At 59.5% G+C, this 24,454-nt stretch carries 20 protein-coding genes and 1 pseudogene; 10 read left to right on the forward strand and 11 right to left on the reverse strand.

Features of this window, described 5'->3' with window-relative positions:
• Positions 1-152 precede the first annotated feature (152 nt).
• From ACQZ48_RS06655 to pepN, 3 genes are all read right to left on the reverse strand, one after another.
• Positions 153-2,489 (reverse strand): PAS domain-containing sensor histidine kinase, encoded by a 2,337-nt coding sequence (locus tag ACQZ48_RS06655; protein WP_191216912.1) that lies wholly within the window; start codon positions 2,487-2,489, stop codon positions 153-155.
• Between the two features lie 226 nt (positions 2,490-2,715).
• Positions 2,716-3,036 carry a carboxymuconolactone decarboxylase family protein gene (locus tag ACQZ48_RS06660; protein WP_191216911.1) on the reverse strand — a complete coding sequence of 107 codons (321 nt, stop codon included), beginning with the start codon at positions 3,034-3,036 and terminating at the stop codon, positions 2,716-2,718.
• Between the two features lie 138 nt (positions 3,037-3,174).
• Complete coding sequence (gene pepN, locus ACQZ48_RS06665) at positions 3,175-5,823, reverse strand: aminopeptidase N (protein ID WP_191216910.1); 2,649 nt, start codon at positions 5,821-5,823, stop codon at positions 3,175-3,177.
• 441 nt (positions 5,824-6,264) lie between these two features.
• Between pepN and ACQZ48_RS06670 the strand changes: the two genes are divergently transcribed.
• Positions 6,265-7,200, forward strand: coding sequence for a DMT family transporter (locus tag ACQZ48_RS06670; protein WP_142912462.1), 936 nt, complete (start codon positions 6,265-6,267; stop codon positions 7,198-7,200).
• Positions 7,201-7,498: 298 nt separating this feature from the next.
• Here ACQZ48_RS06670 and ACQZ48_RS06675 read toward each other — a convergent pair whose 3' ends face one another.
• From ACQZ48_RS06675 to ACQZ48_RS06685, 3 genes are all read right to left on the reverse strand, one after another.
• Positions 7,499-7,690: a hypothetical protein gene (locus ACQZ48_RS06675; protein ID WP_191216909.1), complete on the reverse strand. Its 192-nt coding sequence runs from the start codon at positions 7,688-7,690 to the stop codon at positions 7,499-7,501.
• A gap of 152 nt (positions 7,691-7,842) precedes the next feature.
• Positions 7,843-8,727: a uracil-DNA glycosylase gene (locus ACQZ48_RS06680; protein ID WP_191216908.1), complete on the reverse strand. Its 885-nt coding sequence runs from the start codon at positions 8,725-8,727 to the stop codon at positions 7,843-7,845.
• 43 nt (positions 8,728-8,770) lie between these two features.
• Positions 8,771-10,069 carry an Hsp70 family protein gene (locus ACQZ48_RS06685; RefSeq protein WP_077982998.1) on the reverse strand — a complete coding sequence of 433 codons (1,299 nt, stop codon included), beginning with the start codon at positions 10,067-10,069 and terminating at the stop codon, positions 8,771-8,773.
• A gap of 405 nt (positions 10,070-10,474) precedes the next feature.
• Here ACQZ48_RS06685 and ACQZ48_RS06690 point away from each other — a divergent pair, with 405 nt between their 5' ends.
• On the forward strand, positions 10,475-11,452 hold the full coding sequence (locus ACQZ48_RS06690; protein ID WP_191216907.1) for a GGDEF domain-containing protein: 978 nt from the start codon (positions 10,475-10,477) through the stop codon (positions 11,450-11,452).
• 22 nt (positions 11,453-11,474) lie between these two features.
• On the opposite strand, the gene ACQZ48_RS06695 is transcribed toward ACQZ48_RS06690, so the two are convergent.
• A complete protein-coding gene (locus ACQZ48_RS06695; protein ID WP_142912465.1) occupies positions 11,475-12,263 on the reverse strand; it encodes an SDR family oxidoreductase in 789 nt (262 codons plus the stop codon).
• A gap of 180 nt (positions 12,264-12,443) precedes the next feature.
• Between ACQZ48_RS06695 and ACQZ48_RS06700 the strand changes: the two genes are divergently transcribed.
• Entirely contained in the window at positions 12,444-13,364 is a 921-nt protein-coding gene (locus ACQZ48_RS06700; protein WP_173988491.1) for a cation diffusion facilitator family transporter, read from the forward strand.
• A 49-nt stretch (positions 13,365-13,413) separates the two neighbouring features.
• On the opposite strand, the gene ACQZ48_RS06705 is transcribed toward ACQZ48_RS06700, so the two are convergent.
• On the reverse strand, positions 13,414-14,523 hold the full coding sequence (locus ACQZ48_RS06705; RefSeq protein ID WP_191218761.1) for a helix-turn-helix domain-containing protein: 1,110 nt from the start codon (positions 14,521-14,523) through the stop codon (positions 13,414-13,416).
• A gap of 198 nt (positions 14,524-14,721) precedes the next feature.
• On the opposite strand from ACQZ48_RS06705, the gene ACQZ48_RS06710 reads away from it, so the two are divergent.
• Together ACQZ48_RS06710 and ACQZ48_RS06715 are read left to right on the forward strand one after the other, a co-directional pair.
• The gene (locus tag ACQZ48_RS06710) at positions 14,722-15,069 is read left to right on the forward strand and encodes a hypothetical protein (protein ID WP_077982638.1); all 348 of its coding nucleotides are present in this window, start codon (positions 14,722-14,724) and stop codon (positions 15,067-15,069) included.
• Between the two features lie 196 nt (positions 15,070-15,265).
• A pseudogene (locus ACQZ48_RS06715) lies at positions 15,266-15,598 on the forward strand (cation transporter); the annotation flags it as partial.
• A gap of 37 nt (positions 15,599-15,635) precedes the next feature.
• Here ACQZ48_RS06715 and ACQZ48_RS06720 read toward each other — a convergent pair.
• Positions 15,636-16,505, reverse strand: a complete 870-nt coding sequence (locus tag ACQZ48_RS06720) for a DMT family transporter (protein WP_191218662.1) — start codon at positions 16,503-16,505, stop codon at positions 15,636-15,638.
• 61 nt (positions 16,506-16,566) lie between these two features.
• On the opposite strand from ACQZ48_RS06720, the gene ACQZ48_RS06725 reads away from it, so the two are divergent.
• The 3 genes from ACQZ48_RS06725 to ACQZ48_RS06735 all read left to right on the forward strand — a co-directional run bounded on the left by ACQZ48_RS06725 (position 16,567) and on the right by ACQZ48_RS06735 (position 20,320).
• Positions 16,567-17,193, forward strand: coding sequence for a TetR/AcrR family transcriptional regulator (locus ACQZ48_RS06725; RefSeq protein WP_191218661.1), 627 nt, complete (start codon positions 16,567-16,569; stop codon positions 17,191-17,193).
• A gap of 353 nt (positions 17,194-17,546) precedes the next feature.
• Complete coding sequence (locus ACQZ48_RS06730; RefSeq protein ID WP_077982995.1) at positions 17,547-19,211, forward strand: electron transfer flavoprotein-ubiquinone oxidoreductase; 1,665 nt, start codon at positions 17,547-17,549, stop codon at positions 19,209-19,211.
• Between the two features lie 365 nt (positions 19,212-19,576).
• The gene (locus ACQZ48_RS06735; protein ID WP_173988497.1) at positions 19,577-20,320 is read left to right on the forward strand and encodes a pentapeptide repeat-containing protein; all 744 of its coding nucleotides are present in this window, start codon (positions 19,577-19,579) and stop codon (positions 20,318-20,320) included.
• 77 nt (positions 20,321-20,397) lie between these two features.
• On the opposite strand, the gene ACQZ48_RS06740 is transcribed toward ACQZ48_RS06735, so the two are convergent.
• On the reverse strand, positions 20,398-21,414 hold the full coding sequence (locus tag ACQZ48_RS06740; protein WP_191218660.1) for a zinc-binding alcohol dehydrogenase family protein: 1,017 nt from the start codon (positions 21,412-21,414) through the stop codon (positions 20,398-20,400).
• A gap of 103 nt (positions 21,415-21,517) precedes the next feature.
• Here ACQZ48_RS06740 and ACQZ48_RS06745 point away from each other — a divergent pair, with 103 nt between their 5' ends.
• Together ACQZ48_RS06745 and ACQZ48_RS06750 are read left to right on the forward strand one after the other, a co-directional pair.
• Positions 21,518-21,907 (forward strand): winged helix-turn-helix transcriptional regulator, encoded by a 390-nt coding sequence (locus tag ACQZ48_RS06745; RefSeq protein WP_077982633.1) that lies wholly within the window; start codon positions 21,518-21,520, stop codon positions 21,905-21,907.
• A 120-nt stretch (positions 21,908-22,027) separates the two neighbouring features.
• The gene (locus ACQZ48_RS06750) at positions 22,028-22,864 is read left to right on the forward strand and encodes an undecaprenyl-diphosphate phosphatase (RefSeq protein ID WP_077982632.1); all 837 of its coding nucleotides are present in this window, start codon (positions 22,028-22,030) and stop codon (positions 22,862-22,864) included.
• 65 nt (positions 22,865-22,929) lie between these two features.
• Here the strand turns inward: ACQZ48_RS06750 and mgtE are convergent, their stop codons facing one another.
• Complete coding sequence (gene mgtE, locus ACQZ48_RS06755; protein WP_077982631.1) at positions 22,930-24,303, reverse strand: magnesium transporter; 1,374 nt, start codon at positions 24,301-24,303, stop codon at positions 22,930-22,932.
• Positions 24,304-24,454 lie beyond the last annotated feature (151 nt).

Raw genomic sequence — 24,454 nt, forward strand, 5'->3', positions numbered from 1 at the left:
CGGCGCGATCATCTCAAATGTTGCGAATTTGGCGGGGAGCATCCGTCTAGCTGATCTCCCCCCTTGAGGGGGAGATGCCCGGCAGGGCAGAGGGGGGTATCGCGCACTCGACCTTTACTTATTACAGGACAGTCAGCGCATCCAACGCCACCTCAATGCACCATCCCGCAACGCCCCGCCGTATGCGGAATGATAATCGTCACCACCGTTCCGCGACCCTCACACGAGCGAATTTTCATCGTTCCGCCATGCAGCTTGACGAGCGAGCGGGAAATCGCAAGACCAAGCCCCGAGCCGCCCTGGCTTTTGGCGTATTGGCTTTGCACCTGTTCGAAGGGTTGGCCGATCTTGTCGAGCGCCTGGGCGGGGATGCCGATGCCGGTGTCGGCGATGGTGAGGATCATCGCTGCTTCGTGCACATGGGTGCGCAGCGCGATACGGCCGCCCTCGCCGGTGAATTTCACGGCGTTGGAGAGCAGGTTGAGCATGATCTGCTTCATGGCGCGGCGGTCGCCCTGCATGGTGAGGCCAGCGCAGACCTTCTGCTGCACTGTGATGTTCTTCTGCTCGGCCTGAATGGCGGTGAGACGCAGCGTTTCCTCGATCAGCGGCGCGAGATCGATGGTCTCGCGGTTGATGCGCATATGGCCGGCTTCAATCTTCGACATGTCGAGAATGTCGTTGATGACGTTCAAGAGGTGTTTGCCGCTATCGTGGATATCGCGGGCATATTCGGAATATTTCGGCGAGCCGACCGGCCCGAACATCTCGTTCAGCAGGATTTCGGAAAAGCCGAGGATAGCGTTGAGCGGCGTGCGCAGCTCATGGCTCATATTGGCCAGGAACTCCGATTTCGCCCGGTTTGCCGCCTGGGCGCGCTCTTTTTCGGCGAGGTAATTGGCGTTGGCGTCCGAAAGTTCCGTCTTCTGCCGCTCCAGCTTGTGCTGCGAGGCGGAGAGATCGCCAATGGTCGCCATCAGCCGGCGTTCGGAATCGCGCAGCCGTTCCTGATGGCGCTTTAAAAGGGTAATATCGGTGCCGACCGAAACGAGGCCGCCATCTCGGGTGCGGCGTTCGTTGATCTGCAGCCAGCGGTCATCGGCAAGCTGCACTTCCGTGGTGCGCGACAGGCCGGACTGGTCTGGATCGGCAACGCGACGCTCAACGACAGGGCGAGCGGCTGCAGCATAGACGGTGCTTTTTTCGGTGCCCGCAACCAGCACGCTGTCCGGCAGGCCATAGGCCTTCTGGTAATGGGTGTTGCACATCACCAGGCGATCATTCTTGTCCCACAGCACGAAGGCTTCCGAGGTGGATTCGATGGCGTCGGCAAGGCGTTGGTCGGCCTCGGCGTAGCGTTGCGCGAGGCGATGCTGTTCGGTGACGTCCATGGCGATGCCGATGACGCGCGGGCCGTTATTGGTGCGGATGACCTGGGCGCGGGCGCGCAGCCAGACGTAATGGCCCTTGGCATGGCGCATGCGGAAAATCTGATCGATCTGGCGCAGGTTGCCGCAGCCAACGGCGCGGGCAAGCTCATAAAGATTGCCGTCTTCGGAATGCATCATGCGGGCAGCGTCGGAGAAGGAGAGCGGTGCGGCCTTCGGCGGCCGCCCGAGAATTTCGTAGAGTGAGCCCGACCAGAACATGCGCCGGCTGGCAAGATCGAAATCCCACAGGCCGCAGCGGCCGCGCGACAGCGCCGTTTCCACCCGCAGGTTCGATTCGGCGAAGATGTCGTCCGCGTCGCGGGCGCGCTTCACCTGCATGTAATAGGCGTAGAGCACGACAAGCAGGATGGAGGAGATGCCGGCGAACAACGTCACGTTCATGGCGATTTCGCTGCGCCAGAAGGACCGGATCGGCTGCAGCGAACGCGCTGCGATCACCATCGCGCCATCGTCGCCGAAGGGGATCATCGTCGCATAATGCTGCTGGCCATCGATATTGGTCTCGATGGTGCCGGGTGCGCCGGGGAAACGCTGCACGATGGCAATCTCGGGAAGCAGGGCGGGCAGCGAGGTGCCGACATAAAGCAAGGCATCCTTACCGGCGCCCGCGAAGATGCGGCCATTGCTGCCGGAGAGCAGCACCATGGTGCCATCGGCAAGGCTGCCCGATGGCAAAGCGGCGACAAGGTTCGCCTCGGCGCGGATCCGATCCTGCGTGGTGAAGACGGTGTCGTTGTTGAGAAGGGCCGCTTTGGCAGTCAGCGCCGTCAGCGCGGTGGAATGGCGGGCGGCTTCTTCCATGCGGCTATATTCGGCAACGATGCCCATCATGCGCGAGGCGGCAACGACGACGAGGAAGGCGAGGATGAGAATGGGGATCAGACGTTTCAGCAGGGTCTCGACCTGCGCCGGCGGTCGGTCGGTGCCATTCATCAAACCCATCAGGTCGCTGGAAAGCCTTTCGCCCCAGGCCGCAAGATCAGAAAATTTGGCATACGGCCGCTCATCGCCCGCAGTCGCCCGCCGCACGTTCGTCATTGTCCCGCCTTTTAGATATCCCCACTGATTCGAAGCGCCGCCGCTCGAATATCCCTAATGAATCAAATGCGATTCGCCCTGTCCAGAGGCAAAAGTTAAAAGAATTTTAACCCCTTGAACCGACTCCGTATTTTTTCGGGACGGTTTGATGCTGCTCAGGGAAAAGCGGGTTTTGTCAGCAAAATCAGTGAGCCGGAACCTCAATTCCGGCGGTGCAGGGATGTGCTCAAACGCCGTCGAAAGCATCCAGTGCAGGCCCAAGCGCACCGATCACGCCATTGCCGGCGGCGGGGAGGCCGGTCAGCACCGCGCTGATGATATCGTCGCGGCTTGCACCGCGCGCCTTGGCTTCCACCACATGAAAACCGATGCCGCTTTCCAGGCGCAGTGCGGCCAGAATGCCGATATAGATCAGGCTCTGCGTCTTCACATCCAGCGTCGAGGCCGCACCCAGACCCTGCACGGCCTGAAACCATGCCGCCTTGTGGGCCGGGGCATCGGTCATGAAACGCTGAAACGAGGCGCTCGTTTTCGACATGTCCGTCATCTGCCATTCCTTTCTGATCCCGGGCCGGCTTCGGCCCCTTGTGCAGCATAATGCCGCCCAATGCATGACGCCGCCTTGATGGAAATCAAGACGGCGTCACGGCCTGAATCAGGGTGGCCGTGCAGCCTCGGCGGAGGTTCAGCCCTTCAGGATGCGCCCGACAATATCGCTCACATCCGTCGAGAGGCCCTTTGCCTCGGCAATGGTCGAAAGCGCGGCTTTCGCGTGTTCGGCACGGCTTGCCTCCAGAGAACGCCAGGAACGCATGGAGGTGAGGATGCGCGCGGCAAGCTGCGGATTGCGCTTGTCGATGGCGACGATCTGCTCGGCCAGGAAGCGATAGGCCGCGCCATCCGCACGGTGGAAACCGGTGGGGTTTGAGAAGGCGAGCGTGCCGACCAGCGAACGCACCCGGTTCGGATTGGTGGCGATGAAATGTTTCGATTTCATCAGCGTCTTGATGCGGTCAAGCGCCCCGTCGCCGGGAATGGCGGCCTGTAGCGAGAACCACTTGTCGAGAACGAGCGCATTGTCGGCAAAGCGCCTTTCGAAGGCGACGAGTGCTTCCTTCGTCTCGGCGCTATCTGGGAAACGCTGGGTCAGGACGCTGAGCGCATGCGCGAGATCGGTCATGTTGGTGGCGTCGGCATAGGCCTTCGCCGCCCGCTCCGGCGTTCCCTCGGCATAGGCGAGGAAGCTCAGGGCGCCATTGCGCAGCGAACGGCGTCCGGCGCTGTCGGCGTCGGGGCTGTAGGCCTCGGCATTGGCAGCACTATCGGCAAGCCGTCGCAGCGTCTCGAGGCCGGTCGTGGCAATGGCGTTGATTGTGGCATTGCGCGCCTTGTGGATGGCGTCGGGATCGGTGTTGCCGCCGAGTTCGCGGGCGATATCCGTTTCGCTCGGCAGGGCAAGCGCCTGCGCCCGGAACGCCGGCTCCAGCGCGCCGTTACCGATGATCTCAATAAGTGTGGCCGACAGAGCCGCATCCGTCTGTATCTCTTCACCGTTCTGCACCGCCTTGGTGGCGGCAATCAGCGCCGGCAGGGCAAGATCGGTCAGCGCCTGGAAACGAGCGAACATGTCGGTTTCATGCCGGGCGATCTGCACCAGATCGGCCGCATTCTGTTCGAAATCCAGATTGATCGGTGCCGAAAAACTGCGGTTGATCGACAGCACCGGCCGCGAGGAAATGCCGGAGAAGGAGAAGGTCTGGTTGCGCTCAGTCAGATGCAGCACGCCATCGCGATACTCGCCGCCTTCGACGGCCTGCGGTTCGGCGATCTGGCCGTTATCAAGGATCAGCGCCAGCGAGAGCGGAATGTGGCGCGGGTGCTTCACCGACTGGCCGGGCGTTGGTGCCACGGTCTGTTCCAGCGTCAGGCTGAAAGTGGCCTTGCCGGCATCGTAAGCGGACGACACGGAGACCAGCGGCGTGCCGGCCTCGGTGTACCAAAGCGAAAACTGCGAGAGATCGCGACCGCTGGCATCGGCAAAGCTCTTGACGAAATCCTCGACGGTTGCCGCTTCGCCATCATGGCGCTCGAAATAGAGGTCCATGCCCTTCTTGAAGTCCTCAGCGCCAAGAATGGTGGCGATCATGCGGGTGACTTCGGCACCCTTCTCATAAACGGTCGTCGTGTAGAAATTGTTGATTTCGCGATAGGTATCCGGGCGCGGCGGATGCGCCAGCGGACCGGAATCCTCCGGGAACTGCTCCGATTTCAAGTGACGTACATCGGCGATACGCTTGACCGGACGCGAGCGCATGTCGGCGGAAAATTCCTGATCGCGATAAACCGTCAGGCCTTCCTTCAGGCAGAGCTGGAACCAGTCGCGGCAGGTGATGCGGTTGCCCGTCCAGTTGTGGAAATATTCATGCGCGATGATGCGCTCGATATTGGCGTAGTCCGCATCGGAGGCAGTTTCCGGGTCGGCCAGCACGAATTTGTCGTTGAAGACGTTGAGACCCTTGTTCTCCATCGCCCCCATGTTGAAATCGGACACGGCGACGATCATGAATATATCGAGGTCGTATTCGCGTCCGAAGCGCTCTTCGTCCCATGTCATCGAACGCTTCAGCGCATCCATGGCATAGGCCGCGCGCGGCTCCTTGCCGTGCTCGACGTAAATCTTCAACGCCACTTCGCGACCGGACATGGTGGTGAAGCTATCTTCCACCACGCCGAGATCACCGGCGACAAGCGCAAACAGATAGCTGGGCTTGGGATGCGGATCGAACCAGGCCGCAAAGTGACGGCCTTCATCGTAATTGCCGCCGCCGAGGAAATTGCCGTTCGAGAGCAGCAGGGGATTGCCTTCCTTCGCCGCGATGATCGTCACCGTATAGGGCGCCAGAACATCGGGGCGGTCGGGGAAATAGGTGATGCGGCGGAAACCTTCCGCCTCGCATTGCGTGCAATAAACGCCGTTGGTGCGGTAAAGCCCCATCAGTTGCGTATTGACCTGCGGGTTGATGTAATTGGTGACGCAGATCTCGAAGGGAGATTCGGCCGGCAGGTCGCGGATGATCAGGCTGTCGGGCGTTGCCTCATATTGGCCGGCGGGAAGTTCCACCTGGTCGAGCAGCAGGCTTGAGAGCTTCAGCTCGTCGCCATCGAGAACCAGGGGCGCCTCACGCTCAGCACCTTCGCGCCGGTGAAAGATCAGACGGGCTTCGACCTTGGTATTCTTGGGGTCGAGTTCGAAGGTGAGATCCACCCGCTCCAGAACGAAATCGGTGGGGCGGTAATCTGCCAGGTGAACGATCTGGCCCGTGTCTGTTCGCATGACTATCCCTGAATAACTTGGCGTGGTCTTCCCGGCATCATGTCGTCATAAGGCCCGGATGTAAAATAGGTGGAGTATTCGTCACGTTCATGTGCGCATCGGAGGACATTCTGTCCCGCCATGGAAGGCTTCGTCGGCCCCGCAGACGATCCTCCCGCCGCCGGACTTCAGGACCATCGCAGCAAATGTTGAACGATTGCTGAAATTATATTTTATTTTCTTCAAATTTTAGCGCGTGTCGCTTTTGGTTTGTGATCATTTCCGCAGCCGCGGAAATAATCCCTCTCCAGATCAACCGAATTCACGGGTAAATCACATTTTTTGTTGTAAAGCGCCGTGAGAATGCTCTAGCCTTGAACAAATCCAATTCCCCTGCGTCGTCCTTTCCCGCATGAAAATCTCCCGATGGCGTGTTTGCGCAGCCGATATGAGTAACTGCCAATGAACGCCGAACCGATGAATCCCTTTCGCGGGATTAGCATGAAGCTGATTTCGGTCGGCTTCTTTCTTGTCATGCAGACCTGTATCAAGGCCGCAGGTGATGTGCCGGCCGGCCAGATCACCTTCTTCCGCTCCGCCTTTGCCATTCTGCCCATTGTCGTTTATCTCGCCTGGCTGCATGCGCTGGCAAGCGCGCTGCACACCAACAATCTTCTCGGCCATTTCAAACGCGGTTTTCTCGGCATTCTTTCCATGGTCTGCGGCTTTTATGGGCTGACCATGCTGCCGCTGCCGGAATTCATCGCCATCGGTTATGCCTCACCCCTGCTTGCCGTCGTTTTCGCCGCCTTCATCCTGCGTGAAAAGGTGCGCATCTATCGCTGGAGTGCTGTCTTCGTTGGCATGATGGGCGTGCTGGTCATTCTGTGGCCGAAGATGACGCTTTTGCGGGAGGGCGGCTTTGCCGCGGGCGAGGGGCTGGGCGCTATTGCCGTGCTGTGCGGCGCAGCACTCGGCGGACTGGCGATGATCCAGGTGCGGCAGCTGGTGGAAACGGAAAAGACCCCGACCATCGTGCTCTATTTTTCGCTGACCGCCACATTGTTATCGCTGATCAGCGTGCCCCTCGGCTGGAGCGCGCTGACGATGACACAGGCCGTGCTGTTGATCACCAGCGGCATCTGCGGCGGCGTCGCGCAAATCTTCCTGACGGAAAGTTATCGCCACGCGGAAGTCTCTGTCATCGCGCCCTTCGAATACAGCTCCATCGTTTTCGGGATCGCTGTTTCCTACATTCTGTTCGGAGATATTCCCACGCTGACGATGCTTATCGGCACGGCGATCGTGATTCTCGCCGGCATCTTCATCATCTTCCGCGAGCATCAACTGGGTTTGGCGAGACGCGCGGCCCGCAAGGCCTCGACGCCGCAGGGGTGACGTTGCTAGTCCCACGGTATGCTTGCGTGCCGTTCTCTTGAAGTTGACGACGACGGGTCTCTCTTCTCTCGGCGTCATCCTCGGGCTTGTCCCGAGGATCTGCCAACGTTTTGATTTTGTTGAGGTTCTTAGATCCTCGGGTCAAGCCCGAGGATGACGTCAGAGCATTGGGGGGCTCAAAAACCTCGCAACCCTCTCGCGAAAAAAGCTCCACAAAAAGCAAAAGGCGCCTTCCCGAAGAAAGACGCCAGCGCGCAATCATATCTATGGGCCAGTGTTAAACTGGCCTGAGAGCATCTCAGCGCTCGCGGAAATCCGCAAAGACTGCCGAGGGACGCGCCACGCGGACCTGCTGCATGGCAGCGCGTGCGGTCATCTGTTCGTTAGCGGCTGCGCCGAAACGATGGTAACCCTGACTGGAGCGAGGGCCGAGGCCCGCCAGGCGGAGCGTTTCAAAGCCGGAATGGACCGGACGGAAGCGAGTGGTCATTGCCTTGGTTCCTTTAACCGAATTCCTCCCAAGACACGTCCGATATATCGCAGCGCAGCATGGATTCGGCAAGCCGGCCAAATGCGCCGCTGTTATGCGTAATGCGCATGGCTTTTTTCATAATTCATTTACATTGATCAGGAATGAGGCAGTCAGCCTTCAGTAATCTTTGCCTGAAAAGCCAATAAATCCTGCCATGCCAGGGACTTGCTGGCCGGCGCGTTCAACAGTTCCTGCGGATGCAGGCTTGCGAGCGCCGGCACAATCAGGTGTCCGGCTGCGACATCACGCCACTGTCCGCGCATCGTATGGATGGTGCCGGTGCCGCCAAAGAAGAAACGAGCGGTGAAGTTGCCGAGAAGCAACAGGTGTTTCGGCTCCGCAAGCGCGATCTGACGCTCGATGAAGGGGCGGCAGATATCCATTTCGGCCTGAGTCGGCGGGCGGTTGCCCGGTGGCCGCCACGGCACGACATTGCCGAGCATGATGGCGCTGCGCTCCAGGCCGATGGCTGCCAGCATGCGCTCGAGCAGCAACCCCGTCTTGCCGGCGAAGAGCAGGCCTTCGCGGTCGTCATCGGCATCCGGCATGGGGCCGATGACCATGATGGCGGAGGCGGGGTCACCCTCGGTGAAAATCGTATTGCGCGCGCTGTTCTTGAGGTTGCAGCCGTTGAAACCCTCAAGCGCGGTTTTCAGCTCGCCGAGTGAGCGCGCGCTTTCCGCCGCAAAACGCGCGGCCGCCACGGCCTGTTCGTCCGGCATGGCGACATTCTGCTGGATGGCGGGGGCCGCCGGCGTGCTGCGCGTCGCCGCCTGCCGCTGAGGCGCATCGGCACGGCGTTCCGCCGGCCTTTCCATCTGGCGTGATGCCTCGGGCACCTCCCGCGCAGGCGCGGATCGGGCCGGGCGGGCGGCGGCGAATTCGGCGAAACGGTCGACCGGGGTCTCTTCCAGCAGCCAGTCCACGCCCGCATCCGCATGGAAATGCAGTAGGGCGGCGAGTTCGGCCGGGGAAAGGTCGTGAGCGGCGATCATGGGCGGAAATTACCCCATGTTCCCCGCCCGGGGAACCCGCAAATCACACTGTCCAGCGCTGAATATCGTCGCTTTCGCCGATCATGGCGAGACCATGCGCAATCGAGAGCAGCTCGCCGCCGCTTTCGATCCGGTCGGCGTCGAAACGGCGGGTGAAAAGCTCGCGCACGGCCGGCACGAAGGAGGTGCCGCCGGTCAGGAACACCTTGTCGATGGCTTCGGGCGCGACTTTTGTTTTTTCCAGAACCTCGTCGAGCGCTTCTTCTATCTTGGCGAGGTCTTCGGCGATCCAATTGTTGAAATCGCTGCGCTTCACCATCTTGCGCCCGGCCTTGCCCAATGGTGCGAAGTTGAATTCCGCTTCTTCCGCCGAGGAGAGCGCCATCTTGGTGGCGGAAATCGCCTGATAGAGCGGGTAACCCTCGTCATGTTCGACGAGATCGATGAAGAGTTCGAGCTTTTCCGGCTCCAGTGCCGAGCGCACCAGCGATTTGAGGTCTGTGAATTCCTTTGAGGTCTTGAAGATCGACAGCTGGTTCCAGCGGCCGAAATTCACGTAATAGCCGGAGGGCACATCCAGCACCTTGTCGAAGCTCTTGAACTTGCTGCCCTTGCCGATCTCAGGCGAGACCAGATTGTCGATCATGCGGAAGTCGAAATGATCGCCCGCGACGCCAACGCCGGAATGGCCGATGGGGGTGGCGGAAAGCTTGCCGGCATGGGTTTCGAAGCGGATTAGCGAATAGTCCGTCGTGCCTCCGCCGAAATCCGCCACCAGCACATTGGCATCCTTCTTCAGGCTCTGGGCGAAATAATAGGCGGCCGCCACCGGTTCGTAGACATAGTGGATTTCCGGGAAACCGGCGCGGGTGAGCGCCTCGTTGTAACGGGCGAGCGCCAGCGCCTCATCCGGATTGCTGCCGGCGAAACGCACCGGCCGGCCGGCGATGACGGTGGAGACGTCTCCCGGCCATTCCTCGCCCGCATAGGTCTTCAGCTTGCGCAGGAACACGTCCATCAGGTCTTCGAAGCTCTGGCGCTTGGCGAAGATCAGCGTACCCTGAAACAGCGGCGAGGCCGCAAATGTCTTGATCGACTGCAGGAAACGGCAATCGCCGGCATTGTCGATGAATTGCCGGATGGCGGCATGGCCGGCTTCCACATGCAGGGCGGCCGCACCGAGGCCGGCATCCTTCATGAAGGAGAGCGCCGTGCGCATGCTGTCATCCGTGCCCGCGCTGCTGGTGAAGCGCATGGAACGGCTGGCGCCGCCCGTGTCGGAAAGAGCCATGACCGTGTTGGTCGTGCCGAAATCGAGGCCGAGAGCCCGCTTTTGCGTCATCGCCATATCCTTGTTGCCGATAGAAGAACCCACCCGGCCCTTGGGCGGCCCGGCGTGAGGATAAGGGATGCCTTTGGCACCCCGATGTCAGAGGAGGGCGGTTGATTGCACAAGGCCGACGGAATGGCAAGCGCCGCCTATTGTTTTTGAGCCATGCACCTCGTCGCATGAGCTCTCACATGCGGACAGCTACGGCGCATGGTGAACAGGATGTTTATGCCGGAATGAAAGAACGGTGTAGTTTTCGGAAATACTTTTAGGATTTTGCTGTTAGGTAGGGCTGGAGCGTAAAATGTACTTCAGTCGATACGACGTTATTTTGGAATATGAATATTTTATCAAAAAAATTGGTGTCGTACCATTGCCGTCCGTATGGTTCCATCTTGTCGTAGTCTTGGAAATTCGATGTCTCACCAGATCAGCCAACACGCCGTGAATGACGCGCTACCCGGGCATATCGGTTTCATTCAAGGTGATATGGACGTTTTCATCCAACAGCTCATGAGCCTCATAGAAGCATCGCAGCAGGGCTATGCGCTGTTTGACGGGCATGACGAGATGCGTTTTGCCAACAGTGCCTTCCGCACCGCGCTCGGTGTCGGCCCGAATGCGTTTCCGAGCTGGGTGGACCTGATGCGCAGCGGTTACCAGACCGCAACCGGCACGGCCATAGAGACGTCGGATTTCGAATTATGGCTGCGCTCGGCAAAGACGCGGCGTGGCAAACTGCCTTTTCGGACCATCGAAACCAGCCTCAAGGACGGCCGGTGGATGCTGACGACCGAAACGACGTTGTCGGGCGGCTGGATGCTTTGCGTCATAACCGATGTATCCGAACTCGGCGTCGAATTGCGCGATCTGCGCCAGGAGCGGGACCGGGCGCTGAAATCCGCCTTGAGCGATGAGCTGACCGGCCTCGGCAACCGCCGTTACGTCATGGACACTCTCAACCACCTGCTCGGCCCAAACAAGGCGCAGGCGCTCGCCGTCATCATCATGGATATCGACCATTTCAAGAGCGTCAACGACCGCTTCGGCCATGCCTGTGGCGATCTCGTGCTGAAGGATTTCGCGGCGCGGCTGTCTTCAACTGCCGGCCGTGACGACCTTCTCGGGAGAATCGGTGGCGAAGAGTTTCTGCTGGTGCTCAGCGGCGCGCGCATGCACAGCGCCGAAACGCTGATGCGCCAGCTTCAGTTGTCTCTGGCCGATGCCGCGCCGCTGCCCGACAGGCCCGAATTTCGCTACAGCTGTTCGGCCGGCATTGCCTATGCCAGTCCCGGTGAAAGCGCCAGCGATGTGCTGCGCCACGCCGATACAGCACTTTATGAGGCGAAGAATACCGGACGGAACCGTTACGTCGTTTATGGAACGGCTCCGTAATGCCGCTTGAGGCTGCCGGCGTTCAGTTCGACTTCGCCGCGCCGCCATCCACCCGCAGCATCGTGCCGGTAATATAGCTTGCCGGTGCCGAGCACAGGAAAGCGCCGGCGGCGGCGAATTCTTCCACCGTGCCGAGACGGCCGGCGGGAATGCCCTTGACGGAAGCCTCGCGGATTTCCTCGATGCTCTTGCCGAGACGCTTGGCATTGGCGCCATCCAGCTCGTCGATGCGGTCGGTGTGGATGCGGCCGGGTAGCAGCAGGTTGGAGGTGATGCCGAAGGAGGCGACTTCCGAGGACAGAGTCTTGCTCCAGCCGACGAGCGCGCCGCGCAGCGTGTTGGAAAGGGCGAGATTGGGGATCGGTTCGAACACGCCTGACGAGGCGACGGTGAGGATGCGGCCGAACCCCTGTTCTTTCATCTGCGGCAACAGCGCATTGGTCAGCGTGATGACCCGCAGCACCATGGACTGGAAAAAAGTGTCGAGCTTGTCGACCGTCATGTCCTGTGCGAGGCCGGGCGTTGGACCACCGGTATTGTTGACGAGAATATCGATGCCGCCGAGCTTGTCGTTGACGGCCTGAACCATGGCTTCGACGAAATTATCCTCGGCAAGATCGCCCCACACCCAGTCGGCCTTGCCCTTGCCGAGCGCATTGATCGCCTTGCAATTTTCCGCCAGCTTTTCACCGCTTCGGCCAACCAGAAGGACGTTTGCGCCTTCTTTTGCCAGCGCGGTCGCAATGCCCAGCCCAAGGCCGCGAGAGGAGGCGAGAACGAGGGCGCGTTTGCCGGAAATGCCGAAATCCATGGAGTTTGTCCTGTCTTGTGAGTGCCGTATGTGGTGTTTATAGAGCATTTCCAGGAAAAGTGGACCCCGGTTTTCCGTCCGGAAATGCAACAAAACAAAGAGTTAGAGATTTTTCGCCACTCGCAGAAAAGCGAAAACCTCTATAAGGCGGCGTCCGCCTTTGAAGGTCGAATACACGTCATGACAGAACAATCCCTGCTGAAATTCTCCATTGTCGTCACGGTTCTGCTGGCGCTGTTCGGCATTGGCGCGGGCATGTTTTCCGGCTCTTTCGCGGTTGTTTTCGACGGCGTTTATGCGCTGACCGATGCTTTCATGACGGTGCTGGCGCTGCTTGTCGCGCGGCTGATCGCCGCTTCCGCCGCGCCCAAACCCGGCGGCCGGCTGGTGGAGCGTTTCACCATGGGCTTCTGGCATCTGGAGCCGATGGTGCTCGGGCTTAACGGCACGCTCCTGATGGGGGCGGCGATCTACGCCCTCATCAACGCCGTCGACAGCCTGATGGATGGCGGCAGATCGATCGAGTTCGACTACGCCATCGTCGTCACCTTCGTCAGCTTCGCCGTCTCACTTGCCATGGCATGGTTCGTCAAACGGCAGAACCGCCGGCTGAAATCCGCATTCGTGGCGCTGGATGCCAAAAGCTGGCTGATGAGCGCGCTTCTAAGCATGGCGCTCTTCGTCGCCTTCGCCGTGGGTTACGGGCTCACGGGAACGGCGCAGGCATGGCTTGCACCCTATATCGACCCGGCCGTGCTGGCGCTGGTCTGCCTCGTCATCATCCCCATGCCGCTCGGCAATGTGAAACAGGCGCTGGCTGACATCCTTCTGGTGACCCCGCTGGAATTCAAGCAGCATGTGGACCGGGTGGCGGTCGAGACGGTGGAGAAATTCGGTTTCTCCTCCCACTATTCCTATGTCGCCCGTGTCGGCCGCGGCCGTCAGATCGAACTCTTTTTCATCGTGCCGAAAAACTGGCCTCCCCGGCGTCTGGAGGAGTGGGACGCGATCCGCGACGAGATCGGCGATGCGCTGGGCGGCGAGGGGAGCGACCGCTGGCTGACGATCGTGTTCACGACGGATGAAGAGTGGGCGGTTTGAGTCGGCAGGTCATCTTCAGTAAGGACGCGTTTTACGAATCGAAGAACACCTAGGGGGCTGGGTTCGCCATTCGGTAAGCGAGACGCAGCAGGTCGTTCTGGCTATGCGTCCCTGTCTTTGCGTATAGACTTTTGAGCTGTGTGCGTATCGTCTCGCGCGACACGGATGCGTCCTGCGCTATCTGCGTGATTGTCTTACCATTTATGACGCCGAGAAATGCGCGCCGCTCTCCCATCGTCAACCGATGAAATTCAGAGAACTGGTCGATTCCGGGTGTTCCGCCAGGCGCGCCGGAAGGCTGGATCAGGAGTGCAACGGTGGGTCCCTCGAAGTACAACGAGAGGCGTTCTTTCTTCATTGCGACAAGCGTGAACCTGATGCCGTGAGAGAGAAAATCCGCTGTTCTGGGACCGGCATAATTTCGCATCAACATGGCGTTCAGCACGGTCTGAGCGTCCTCGCCGCGCAGGCGTAACTTTCCGAGCGGTGAAACCGATATGAGCGTCCCTTTGTCCAGAAACTTCTGCCCGATCGGGGAAGTTGTATTTATTTGTGCGTTCTCTCCGACAATGACGATACCCGTACCAACGGCGTCAAACAGCGACGTATTGAGGTCGAAGGCCGCCCATCGCGCCGAGCTGTTCCTGTAAAAACGCGCGGCACGCCTCAGATGGGGGGCGATACGAGTAAGCTGGTCGGAAAAAGCGCTGTTTTCATCGGGATCGTCGCGGCTGGTAACGGTGGATACGATCAGGGGGCTGTCTCCATTCTTGTCAATAGTGACGCCGATGGAGGACGAAATGTTGTTGGGCGCCAACCAGTCATTGAAGAACTCGGTTCTAACCAGCTGCGTTCTGGGGACGATCTGATCCGAGAAAACGCCCAGGCCTACGCTTCGCCTGCCGCAATGCTCCAACCATGGGTTGGTGTTGATATAATATGCCGCATAGCTTTCAAGCTCCGACAGATCGAATTTTGAGGTCATGCCAACGTAATCGTCGGGTTCGCGCGTATTCATGGAGAACAAGATCGTTCGGCCATCAGGTGCATTCCCAGAAAGCCTGTCGAGAAATTGCTGCCACGACGCCTCGCCGAGCAGCGCCGCATAAATGAGGTCTATCAGGTCGTCGTCCGAGTGCCTTAAGCCACGAATGCTCATGCCTCAATCCCTGCCCCGAGTAGCCCTCAACAAAAGAGTCAGTTCCTCTAACCTCGACTAATTCACCCGATCGGGTGATTGAGGATGATAGGTGAAGCTCTAAAAATCGTCCAGTCTTGAACTAGCGCGTGTAAAAGGATGCGGTGCAAGTTCTCGTTTATTTTTTAAGATGTGCCGACCTATTAATGGAGAGAAATTATGAAGTCATATATTTCACTGACCTGCGTATCGGTTGCTGTCCTTGCTCTTTCGGGTTGCGTCAGCGCCGGCAGTGCGGACAAGACGGTGGAACTTTCGGTTGGTCAGACGCGCCACCTCACGGCTTACAGAGCGGATAGCTGCGGTGCGACTCCTTTGAGTTTTGCGGCGCTGGCGCCCAAGCTGCCGAAATCCAAGATCATCTCTTATTCAGATGGCGGCATTTCCAGTCGTTTAAGCAAGCAGTGCGGCCGCAACGTTCCGACACGTGCGGTGAATGCGACGGGTATAGCCAAGGGAACTGAAACGCACCGCTATCAGGATGTCATTTCCATCGTTGTGAAGTGAGCCTGACGGGTTAGTGTCGTAAGAGCGCCGCCGGCGCTTACGAGCAAAAAAGCGGAGTCCGATCCTCCTGTCGCGAAGTTTGCTGTCTGCTGGCGGTTCATTTTCTCACGTCTGTACTTTATGGGGGCGCCTTTCCAGCCCGGGTCCATGGGCTTTAAAGGCGCTCCCACCATGCAGACGCCTGTCGTCTGGCAATTGTGGCGTCATCATCCCCATGCCGCTCGGCAATGTGAAACAGGCGCTGGCTGAGATCCTTCTGGTGACCCCGCTGGAATTCAAGCAGCATGTGGACCGGGTGGCGGTCGAGACGGTGGAGAAATTTGGTTTCTCCTCCCACTATTCCTATGTCGCCCGTGTCGGCCGCGGCCGTCAGATCGAACTCTTTTTCATCGTGCCGAAAAACTGGCCGCCCAGGCGTCTGGAGGAGTGGGACGCGATCCGCGACGAGATCGGCGATGCGCTGGGCGGCGAGGGGAGCGACCGCTGGCTGACGATCATGTTCACGACGGATGAAGAGTGGGCGGTTTGAGTGTGGGCGGAGCCGCCAGTTCCGGTAAGATTGTGTGTCATGGTGCTGTCGCGGCTCTGCGACCTCCCGCCAGATACCAAGCGACAGCAGACAGCACGATAGCGCCTCCCGTCAGAACGAGGGGCGACATTTCTTCGTTATAAAAGAGCCAGACCCACACTGGCCCGAGGATGACATCCAGCATGGAAACCAGTCCGGCCTCCCCGGAGTTCATACGCCGGGACCCTTGGAGCAGAAGTATATAGCCGAGTGCTGTGGTCAGGACGCCGTAGAGGGCGCAGGCGATGATCTGCATCGGAGCTGGAATCGCAAACTGCATCAGCGGCAGCGCGATACACAGACAGGTCAGAGCGCCAAGAGCGGTCATCAGGGTGGCGTCCATGTCAGGGAAGCGCTTTGCGATGACGATTTGCGTGGCGCATCCCGTGGTCATGATGAAGGCGGCAAAGATGCCGAGCATGTCCTTTTGTGATACCGCCGCGCCGACCGAAATGAATACGCCGACGAAAGCCGCACAGCCAGCGATGACGAAACGATGGGTAACCCGATCCCGCAGGCATATAAAAGCGATTCCGGTCACAACAAAAGGTAGTGTCGCATAGATTGTCATGACGTTGGCGACGGTCGTCCATCGCAAGGACGCGATATATGTGATCGCCGCAATTGCAGATACCAAGCATGCAGCAACGCCGGGCAGACCGAATGACATCGACGACCGTTGCCTGACGATCTTGTTTCGAAGCAGAAGAAACGCCCCGAGAGTCAAGAAGGTGAAGGCGGAGCGCCACGCCACCATCGACCATACGTCCATATCCGCCATGCGGACGAACAGCCCCGCTGTACTCCATAAAACTGCGGAAGCTGCCACAAGATATATGCCTGTATAACGGTCGTGTGCTAAACTCATATCGGCATCGCTCCCAGGAGGTAAGTATGTGTAATCAGCAATGTAGACGATCGGTCTAGTTATGAGTGGTCAATCTGCGACGCGCACGCGTCTCATTTCGGAGGGAATGCGCCAGCTGCTCGCTCATGGCTATGAGGGGGTGGGAATCGGTCCGGTTCTGAAGGAAGTGAATGTCCCAAAAGGGTCATTCTATTACTTCTTTGCGAGCAAGGACGACTTCGTGGTGGCGGTTATCGATGCCTATGAGCAGAAATATGCGCGGATCAGGGAAAGACTTTTTTCTGATACCTCTCTGCGCGCTTTGCAGCGCCTATCGGTATATTTTGAAACGCTCGAACTGGAGCTTAAGCAAGACGGGCCTTATGCAGGCTGCCTTTACGGGGTCATTGCGCAAACTGCTGCGGGTCGCAGCGCTCTGGTTCGGGACGCGCTTGTCACTTCATTTCGGCGATGGGAGACGAGTATGCGCGAACTGCTCATGCAAGCCCAATATGAAGGCGACATCGCCGGCGATGAGGACATCTCGGATCTATGCGCATGCATCATCGAGGCGTATGAGGGCGCACTCATTCGCGTGAAAGCCACGGGCGATGTTGGCGCTCTCACGCGGTTTCGCACCAGGGGGTTGAAAAGGCTGATGGCGCAGATCCAGTGCGATGACCGCTTGTTGTCCGGCAGGGACGCCTGATTGACCGCGCTGAGGGTGGCGCCGAAGTCCAGGGTTAAAGTTCTGCCTTTGCGACCTCTCGTTTCGAGAGGTTAAACCGATCACGCTTGACGGCTGGAAGGGCAATGCTTATCCTTTTTATTACGTGAACGTAAAGGTAATAAATCAATCATCAGGTTGTCTGACAATTGACTGGCTTGCGACATGTTTTGCCGCTATAGAAGCTCGACAAAGGCGTCCTGCTTTGCGAAGACAGGCGTTGGCGGGTGCGGTGTCGCGGATGGCTTTTTGACCGGCGCAGTCGATGCGCCAGGAATGCCGATAAGCGGATATAACAACAGCCGGATGGGACCGGCGATGCGGAGAGGATGGACATGACGGAAGCGATGGAACTGCCGGAACGCGAAGCGATGGAATTCGACGTTGTGATCGTTGGCGCTGGTCCTGCGGGCCTTGCCGCGGCGATCCGGCTGAAGCAGGTAGAGCCGGAGCTTTCGGTCGTCGTTCTCGAAAAGGGTGCCGAAGTCGGCGCGCATATTCTTTCCGGTGCCGTGGTCGATCCGATTGGCATCGACAGGCTGCTGCCGGGCTGGCGCGAAGAGGAGGGGCATCCCTTCAAGACCGAGGTCAAGGATGACCAGTTCCTGTTTCTCGGACCGGCCGGCTCCATCCGCCTGCCGAATTTCATGATGCCGCCTTTGATGAACAATCACGGCAATTACATCGTCTCGCTTGGGCTGGTCTGTCGCTGGTTGGCGGAAAAGGCGGAAGGACTCGGCGTCGAGATCTATCCGGGCTTTGCCGCAACCGAAGTGCTTTATAATGAGCAGGGCGCCGTCATCGGCGTCGCCACCGGCGATATGGGCATCGAGAAGAATGGCGAGCCGGGTCCGAACTTCACCCGCGGCATGGAGCTGCATGGCAAATATGTGCTGATCGGCGAAGGTGTGCGCGGTTCGCTCGCCAAGCAGCTGATTTCCAAATTCGACTTGTCCAGAGATCGCGAGCCGCAGAAATTCGGCATTGGCATCAAGGAACTCTGGCAGGTCAAGCCGGAGAAGCACAAACAGGGCCTCGTGCAGCATTCTTTCGGCTGGCCGCTGGGTTTCAAGACCGGCGGCGGTTCGTTCCTTTATCATCTGGAAGACAACCTCGTTGCCGTCGGCTTCGTGGTGCATCTCAATTACAAGAACCCCTATCTTTATCCTTTCGAGGAATTTCAGCGCTTCAAGACGCATCCGGCCATCCGCGAGACCTTCGAGGGCGGCAAGCGCATCTCCTATGGTGCGCGCGCCATCACCGAGGGCGGCTATCAGTCGGTGCCGAAGCTCACTTTCCCGGGCGGTGCGCTGATCGGCTGTTCCGCCGGTTTCGTCAACGTGCCGCGCATCAAGGGCAGCCATAATGCGGTGCTGTCGGGCATGCTGGCGGCGGAAAAGATCGCCGCGGCCCTTTCCGCCGGCCGCGCCCATGACGAGGTTTCCGAGATCGAGGCCGAATGGCGTGAAGGCGATATCGGCAAGGACCTTAAGCGGGTCAGGAACGTCAAACCACTTTGGTCGAAATTCGGCACGCTTGTCGGCGTCGGCCTTGGCGGGCTGGACATGTGGACCAACCAGCTGTTCGGTTTCTCCTTCTTCGGTACGCTGAAGCACGGCAAGACGGACGCGCAGAGCCTCGAACCGGCCTCGAAGCACAAGAAGATCGATTATCCAAGGCCTGACGGCGTGCTCACCTTCGACCGCCTGTCCTCGGTGTTCCTCTCCTCCACCAACCATGAGGAAGACCAGCCGGTGCATCTTCAGGTAAAGGACATGGAGCTGCAGAAGCGCTCCGAGCATGACGTCTTTGCCGGTCCCTCGACCCGTTATTGCCCCGCCGGCGTTTATGAATGGGTGGAAAAGGACGGTGAGGAGGTCTACGTCATCAACGCCCAAAACTGCGTTCACTGCAAGACCTGCGATATCAAGGATCCCAACCAGAACATCAACTGGGTGCCGCCGCAGGGCGGCGAGGGGCCGGTCTACGCCAATATGTGATGGCGATTACGGCCGAAGCCTTCTCTTCCGTCATGCTCGGGCTTGTCCCGAGCATCTGCAACGGATTGATTTGACGAGACGTGGATGGATCCTCGGGACAGGCCCGAGGATGACGTCGAGCGTGTTGGGACCGGTTGCGAGGTCGGGTCCCGTCCGGCATGATCGGCGTCTACGGCCCGCTCCCCCTCAGTATTTGTGGATTGCCCTTCGATTTCTTACATATAGGATGTTGGGGTGTTGTAGCATCGCGTCGCCCGTGGATTGCGGGCGGTGAATGCGGTAACGCCTTGAATGTGCATATGGTCCTTGGGCTGGCTCAGGAGCTGTTGCGTTTGCGCCGTCGCCCGACGACAGGGAGTGAAAGAATGTCCGGCTTTCAAAGGCTGAATATCGTGCGGAAGACAGGGTTCGGCGCCGGTTTGGCGACGCTTGCGATGATTGCCGTTTCTTTCAGCGGCGGTCCGCTGGTGGCCGCAAGCTGCCGCACCGACGCCATGGCCGGCATCGACTGGCGCGAATGCAACAAGCGTCTGTTGATGCTGGGCGACAGCAATCTCGATTCGGCAATGCTCTACGGCACGGATTTCACCTATACCGACCTGCGCGGCTCGTCGCTCAAGGGCGCCAATCTCGAAAAGGCGAAGCTTATTCGCACGGCCCTCGGCGGTGCGAACCTGCAGGGCGCCAATCTGACCAAGGTGGAAGCCTATCGTAGCGACTTTTCCGCCGCCGACGCCACCAATGCCAAATTCATCAATGCTGAAATGCAGCGAACCAAATTCGAAAAAGCCAAGCTGGACGGCACGGACTTCACCAAGGCCGAACTTGGCCGGGCCGATTTCGAGGGCGCCTCGCTGAACCGCTCGAAATTCTCGCTGACCAACCTGTCACGGGCCCGTTTCGGCGGCGCCAAGCTCGGTGGCCCGGTGGATTTCACCAGCGCCTTCCTGCTGCTGACCCGGATTGAAGGGGTCGATCTTTCCATGGCCACCGGCCTTGATCAGAAGCAGATCGACATTGCCTGCGGTGACGCCAAGACCAAATTGCCGAACGGTCTGACTGCGCCGGCCTCCTGGCCGTGCCCGGAAGAGCCAGACGACGACGATTGACAGGAAAAGCCGCGGGACCTCAATATATCACTATAAGCGGAAGAGAAGCGCCCGCAATGCGGACGCTTCATTGGTCGTCAGAAGCCGGAAAGCACGATCTTGCCCTTGGCCTTGTTGCTCTCGACCAGCGCATGCGCCTTGATGAGATTTGCGGCATTGATGGTGCCGAAAACCTCGGTCAGCGTCGTCTTGATTTTGCCGGCATCGACAAGCCCGGCCACATGGTTCAGCAGTCTGTGCTGTTCGATCATGTCAGGCGTCTGGAAGACGGCGCGGGCGAACATCATTTCCCAATGGATGGACACGCATTTACGCTTGAAGGCCATGACGTCGAAACCGCCGGCCGGATCGTCGATCAGCGCGAAACGGCCCTGCGGCGCGATGGTCGCCACGCTGTCGGCGGCATGAATGTCGCTATGGGTGGTGGAGAAGACAAAGCCCGGCGCACCTAGCCCGAGCGCCTCCACCTGCGGGGCAATCGGCTTGCTGTGATCGATGACGTGATGCGCGCCGAGTTCCTTCACCCACTCCATGGTTTCCGGCCGCGATGCCGTGGCGATGACGGTGATATCCGTAAGTGCACGTAGAAGCTGGATGGCAATCGAACCGACGCCGCCGGCGCCGCCGATCACCAGAATGGCATTGGCAGCGCCCGGAACCGGCTCCTTCACCCGCAGCCGGTCGAACAGCGTCTCGTAAGCGGTGATCGCTGTCAGCGGCAGGGCGGCGGCCTCTTCGAAATTCAATGATTTCGGCTTTGCGCCGACGATGCGTTCATCGACCAGATGGAATTCGCTGTTGGAGCCGGGGCGGTTGATGACACCGGCGTAGAACACCTCGTCGCCGGGCTTGAACAGCGAGACCTTGTCACCGACGGCTTTCACCACACCCGCCGCATCGAAGCCGAGCACGCGCGGTTCATCGTTTTCCGGCGACTGGTTGCGGCGCACTTTGGTATCGACAGGGTTTACCGAAACGGCCTTCACCTCCACCAGAATATCATGCCCATTCGCTTCCGGCTGGGGCAGGTCGATATCGACGAGGGCGTCTTTCGCCGTGATGGGCTGGTTCGTCCTGTAACCGATGGCGCGCATGAACAGTCTCCTTTGCTTGTTTGCGTGCCTCTTACTTGATACATATGAACATCGATCGCAAGAATGCACATTTTGTGATGATACATACAAAAAGGATACTGTGATGTCGCGACCGCGCGCCAAGCTCACCGGCAACTTTCCCGGCTGCCCGGTGGAATCGACCTTGAGTTTTCTCGATGGCAAATGGAAAGGCGTGATCCTCTATCACCTCATCAATGAGGGCACCCTGCGCTTCAACGAGCTGCGCCGCCATATTCCCAGCGTCACCCAGCGCATGCTCACCAAACAGCTGCGCGAGCTGGAAGAGGCCGGCCTGATTTCCCGCACCGTTTTTCCGGTGGTGCCGCCGCGTGTGGACTATGCGCTGACGCCGCTTGGCGAGACCATGAGGCCGGTGATCTCGGCCCTGAAAAGCTGGGGCGATGCCCATATCGTCTGCAAGAACGGCGCGAAATATACCCGTCTTCCCGAGATGAAGGAAAAGGCCGCCTGAAAAATCACGGGTAAAAGCGCACCCCGCCGCGCGCCTTTTTTATGGTGCGATGCAACATGTATTTGCCCTGATTGATGCATAATGCTGCGATCTCGATTCGCAGCAGGGACATCAGCACACATGAGCATCGGTTGGTTGGAGGCCGCATTTCTCGGCCTTTTGCAAGGGCTTACGGAATTTCTTCCGATTTCTTCAAGCGCGCATCTACGCATCGCCGGGGAGTTCCTGCCCTCCGGCGCGGATCCGGGAGCCGCCTTCACCGCGATTACACAGATCGGCACGGAAATGGCGGTGCTGGTCTATTTCTGGTCCGATATCATGCGGATCGCTGCCGCCTGGCTCAGGCAAAATCTTCGCCTTGGGCCATATGACAAGGCTGATGCCCGGCTCGGCTGGTTGATTATCGTCGGCTCGGTGCCGATCGTGTTTCTGGGGCTGTTCTTTAAGGACGCGATCGAACATTCGCTGCGCAACCTTTACATCACCGCCGTGATGCTGATCGTCTTCGGCATTGTCCTTGGCCTCGCCGACAGGATCGGCAAAAAGCGCTACAAACTGAACCAGCTGATCTGGCGCGACGGCATTCTCTTCGGTTTCGCGCAGGCCATGGCGCTCATTCCCGGCGTCTCGCGCTCGGGCGGCACCATCAGTGCCGGCCTGCTTTTAGGCTATACCCGCGAGGCGGCGGCCCGCTATTCCTTCCTGCTCGCCGTTCCCGCCGTCTTCGGCTCCGGCTTTTACCAGCTTTTCAAAAGCATCGGCGAGGACAATCCGGTCGGCTGGGGTCCGACGGGGCTGGCGACATTGATCGCCTTCGTGGTCGGTTATGCCGTGATCGTCGTCTTCCTCAAGCTGGTCTCCACCAGGAGCTACATGCCCTTCGTCTGGTACCGCGTGGTCATAGGCTTTATTCTGCTTGGACTGTTGGCAACGGGCGTCATCAATGCCGGCGGTTGATCAGTGCTGACGCGTGCGTATACCCAAATGAGTAGGCCCGCTCCTCCGAGCGGGCCTTTCGTCTTTTAGAGCAACGTGCCGCTGAGGATCACCAGCGCTACCGAGAAGTAGATGACGAGGCCGCTGACATCCACCAGCGTCGCGACAAAGGGGGCGGACGCGCTGGCGGGGTCGAGCCGCAGGCGTTGCAGCACGAAGGGCAGCATCGAGCCGGCCAGCGAGCCGAAGGTCACGATGCCGACGAGGGCTGCGAAAACGGTGGCGCCGACCAGCAGCCAGTGCTCGCCATAATCGTAAAACCCGGCCTGCTGCCAGAGGCTCAGGCGCAGGAAGCCGATGGCGCCCAGAATGCAGCCGAGCGTCAGGCCCGTCGGGATTTCCCGGAGCAACACCCGCCACCAGTCAGAAAGCTTCAACTCGCCGAGCGCCAGCGCCCGGATGATGAGCGATGTGGCCTGCGAACCGGAGTTGCCGCCCGAGGACATGATCAGCGGAATGAACAGCGTCAGCACCACGGCCTTTTCCAGCTCGCCTTCGAAATGCTGCATGGCGCTGGCCGTCAGCATTTCACCAAGGAACAGGGCTGCGAGCCAGCCGGCGCGCTTGCGGATCATGTCCGGAAAGCCGATCGTCATATAGGGCTTGCCCAGCGCTTCCATGCCGCCGAACTTGTGGGCGTCTTCCGTCGTGTCGGCGATCATGGTGTCGATCACGTCATCGACGGTGACGATGCCGAGGATGTGCGAGCGGTCATCGACGACGGGCAGCGCCAGCAGGTCGTGCTTGCGGATCAGCCGGGCGACATCCTCCTGCGACATTAGCGGGCTTGCATAGGCAATGCCTTCTTTCGACGCGACGGAAAGGATGGAAGCGCCGGCTTGGCCGGTCAGCAGGCGGCGCAGCGTCACGACGGTGGAGAGCGTTCCGTCCTCAGCCAACACATAGATGGCATAGACCGTTTCACGCGAGCGCTCGACGACGCGGATGTGCGAAAGGGTCTGTTCCACCGTCCAATTGTCCGGCACGCTGACGAATTCCGTGGTCATGATCGAGCCGGCGGTACGCGGCGGATAACCCATCAGGTGCTGGATGGAGAGCGCTGTCGTGCGGTCCAGCCGGGAAAACAGCTTTGCCCGCGGCTCTTCGGCCATTTCCGCCATAACGTCGGCCACACGGTCGTCGGACATCAGGTTGACGAGGCGGGCGGCCTGTTCGACCGGAAGATCGGCGATGATGGCGGCGGCGCCATGCAGTTCCGGCCGGTCGAGAATGGCGACGGCCTTTGCCTGCGGCATGGCGAGGATGGCGGTTACGGCCTCGGCGACATCCAGCGTATTAAGGTGCTCGACGCGTTCGGCAATGGTGGTGGAGCCGGAGTTTCCGCTACGAAGAAGACGTGCGGCCTTGCTGGCCCTCTGGGAGAGGTTGTGGAAGTTCATGATTGCTCACCTTTCCGTCGATTCGCCGATCACGGCGAACGCGGTGGTGAGCCGACAGCGGTCGGATCAGTTCACGTTCGCCGGTCTCGGCAAAGGCAATCGACTGCTACTGTCGCTAGACATCCAATGATGCTCCGTTGAAATCCGCGCA

The sequence above is a fragment of the Agrobacterium sp. 22-209-1 genome, assembly GCF_053522485.1.

What these genes read in the sequence shown, in the direction of transcription:
- ACQZ48_RS06670 (WP_142912462.1), top strand. Translation starts at nt 6,265, where the DNA reads ATGAACGCCGAACCGATGAATCCCTTTCGCGGGATTAGCATGAAGCTG.
- ACQZ48_RS06720 (WP_191218662.1), bottom strand. Translation starts at nt 16,505, where the DNA reads ATGAGTTTAGCACACGACCGTTATACAGGCATATATCTTGTGGCAGCT.
- ACQZ48_RS06655 (WP_191216912.1), bottom strand. Translation starts at nt 2,489, where the DNA reads ATGACGAACGTGCGGCGGGCGACTGCGGGCGATGAGCGGCCGTATGCC.
- ACQZ48_RS06685 (WP_077982998.1), bottom strand. Translation starts at nt 10,069, where the DNA reads ATGACGCAAAAGCGGGCTCTCGGCCTCGATTTCGGCACGACCAACACG.
- ACQZ48_RS06740 (WP_191218660.1), bottom strand. Translation starts at nt 21,414, where the DNA reads ATGCGCGCCATCGGTTACAGGACGAACCAGCCCATCACGGCGAAAGAC.
- pepN (WP_191216910.1), bottom strand. Translation starts at nt 5,823, where the DNA reads ATGCGAACAGACACGGGCCAGATCGTTCACCTGGCAGATTACCGCCCC.
- ACQZ48_RS06745 (WP_077982633.1), top strand. Translation starts at nt 21,518, where the DNA reads ATGTCGCGACCGCGCGCCAAGCTCACCGGCAACTTTCCCGGCTGCCCG.
- ACQZ48_RS06695 (WP_142912465.1), bottom strand. Translation starts at nt 12,263, where the DNA reads ATGGATTTCGGCATTTCCGGCAAACGCGCCCTCGTTCTCGCCTCCTCT.
- ACQZ48_RS06730 (WP_077982995.1), top strand. Translation starts at nt 17,547, where the DNA reads ATGACGGAAGCGATGGAACTGCCGGAACGCGAAGCGATGGAATTCGAC.
- ACQZ48_RS06660 (WP_191216911.1), bottom strand. Translation starts at nt 3,036, where the DNA reads ATGACGGACATGTCGAAAACGAGCGCCTCGTTTCAGCGTTTCATGACC.
- mgtE (WP_077982631.1), bottom strand. Translation starts at nt 24,303, where the DNA reads ATGAACTTCCACAACCTCTCCCAGAGGGCCAGCAAGGCCGCACGTCTT.
- ACQZ48_RS06680 (WP_191216908.1), bottom strand. Translation starts at nt 8,727, where the DNA reads ATGATCGCCGCTCACGACCTTTCCCCGGCCGAACTCGCCGCCCTACTG.
- ACQZ48_RS06675 (WP_191216909.1), bottom strand. Translation starts at nt 7,690, where the DNA reads ATGACCACTCGCTTCCGTCCGGTCCATTCCGGCTTTGAAACGCTCCGC.
- ACQZ48_RS06735 (WP_173988497.1), top strand. Translation starts at nt 19,577, where the DNA reads ATGTCCGGCTTTCAAAGGCTGAATATCGTGCGGAAGACAGGGTTCGGC.
- ACQZ48_RS06705 (WP_191218761.1), bottom strand. Translation starts at nt 14,523, where the DNA reads ATGAGCATTCGTGGCTTAAGGCACTCGGACGACGACCTGATAGACCTC.
- ACQZ48_RS06690 (WP_191216907.1), top strand. Translation starts at nt 10,475, where the DNA reads ATGTCTCACCAGATCAGCCAACACGCCGTGAATGACGCGCTACCCGGG.
- ACQZ48_RS06725 (WP_191218661.1), top strand. Translation starts at nt 16,567, where the DNA reads ATGAGTGGTCAATCTGCGACGCGCACGCGTCTCATTTCGGAGGGAATG.
- ACQZ48_RS06700 (WP_173988491.1), top strand. Translation starts at nt 12,444, where the DNA reads ATGACAGAACAATCCCTGCTGAAATTCTCCATTGTCGTCACGGTTCTG.
- ACQZ48_RS06750 (WP_077982632.1), top strand. Translation starts at nt 22,028, where the DNA reads ATGAGCATCGGTTGGTTGGAGGCCGCATTTCTCGGCCTTTTGCAAGGG.
- ACQZ48_RS06710 (WP_077982638.1), top strand. Translation starts at nt 14,722, where the DNA reads ATGAAGTCATATATTTCACTGACCTGCGTATCGGTTGCTGTCCTTGCT.